This window comes from Rhodococcus sp. ARP2, assembly GCF_001029585.1.
Lineage (GTDB): Bacteria > Actinomycetota > Actinomycetes > Mycobacteriales > Mycobacteriaceae > Rhodococcus_F > Rhodococcus_F erythropolis.
Genome location: NZ_LEKE01000045.1, coordinates 1 through 1,512 on the forward strand (window position 1 = coordinate 1; position 1,512 = coordinate 1,512).

2 protein-coding genes are annotated in these 1,512 nt (G+C 62.3%); both read right to left on the bottom strand.

Annotated features, from left to right (window positions below):
* Window positions 1-743, bottom strand: a 743-nt coding sequence (locus tag ABX74_RS10505) for a branched-chain amino acid ABC transporter permease (RefSeq protein WP_047888810.1), incomplete at its 3' end; no start/stop codon positions are given.
* 1 nt (window position 744) lies between these two features.
* On the bottom strand, window positions 745-1,512 hold a 768-nt coding region (locus ABX74_RS10510; RefSeq protein ID WP_047888811.1), incomplete at its 5' end, for a branched-chain amino acid ABC transporter permease.

Genomic DNA, 1,512 nt, shown 5'->3' on the forward strand with positions numbered 1-1,512 from the left:
GCAAAGGTGAACCCGAAGGCTTCCGGCGAGATGAACAGGTCGGTATTGGCGAACAACGCACCCGCCAGACCGGCCGGGAACGCACCGATCGCATAGCCGAGCAGTTTCATCCGGAACACCGACACACCCTGCGACGACGCCAGCACCGGCGACTGCTTGAGCGTGCGGAACGCGATGCCGTGGCGCGAGACCACCAGGTTGCGCATCACCGCGAACCAGAGGACGGTCACCACGACAACCACCATGTAGTACTGCTGGGTGTCGAGTTCGGAGCCGAAGAGCGTCGGCGGCTCCATACCGGTGAGGCCGTTTCGGCCGCCGGTCTTGCCGCCGAAGATCGCCAGTACGTCCGGTACCAGCAGGACCAGGAAGAACGACGTCATCGCCAGGGACCAGTTGCCCAGTCGCAGACCGGGAACGCCGGTCAAGATGCCGACGCCCAATGCCACGGCACCGGCCGCAGCGAGCTGGACCAGGATGTCGGTGTGACCGGCCTGGGACATCAGACCCGCGGTGTATGCACCCGCCGCGTACATCGCGGCCTGGCCGAGCGCCAGTTCACCGGCAAAGCCGAGGCTCAGGTTCAGGCCGCTGACCACAAGTGCCAGGATGCAGGCCAATTGAATCTGCCGTGATGTCGACAGGTCGAGCCCCATCACGGGCAGCAGCAAGATCACTACCGCCAGGACGAGCGGGATGATCCAACTCGGAAGGGAACGGAAAGTCCGCCACGCGCTTACCATTTCACACCACCCGTTCTCGGACGTTGCCGAACAAGCCGGCAGGTTTGACCATCAAGATGACGATCAGCACCGTGAAGACGGCGATATTGCTGTACTGACTTCCCGCCCACAGGGCGGTGAACGATTCCACCAGGCCGACGGTCAGGCCGCCGATCAAAGCGCCTGGCAGAGAGCCGAACCCGCCGATCGCCAACGCCACGAATCCCTTGAGGGCCAGCGCGGCACCCAACGTCGCAACTGCAAACGTCTTGGGGCCGACAAGGAGTCCGAGGACACCGGCCAATGCACCCGAGAAGGCAAACGCACCCAGCGCCAACCGTCGTACGTTGACTCCTCGCAGCATCGCCGCTTCACGATCCTCGGAGATACCGATCAGAGCCAGACCCGTCATAGTCTTCTTCGAGACGTAACTCAACCCGATGACCAGTGCGATCGCCGCAACAAGCAGAGCGATCTCGACCGGGTAGGTACGGCCGCCGAGTAGGGTGATCGGTTCGTTCGATCCGAAGAACGGAACCGTGAGAGGTTCACTACCCCAAATCAATTGAGTTGCACCATTGAGCAGAGTGGCAACGCCAAGCGTGGTGACCAGCTGGTTCTGGTGATCGGCCACCGGTCTGATCGCGACGATCTCCTCGACCGAGGCGAGGAGCATCACGGTCACGGTTGCCATGACGGCCACCACGAGAACGGGAAGTTTCAGGGTCACGAGACCCGTGTAGGCGACGAAAGTGCCCACCATCATCAGCTGAGCTTGAGCGAAGTTGAA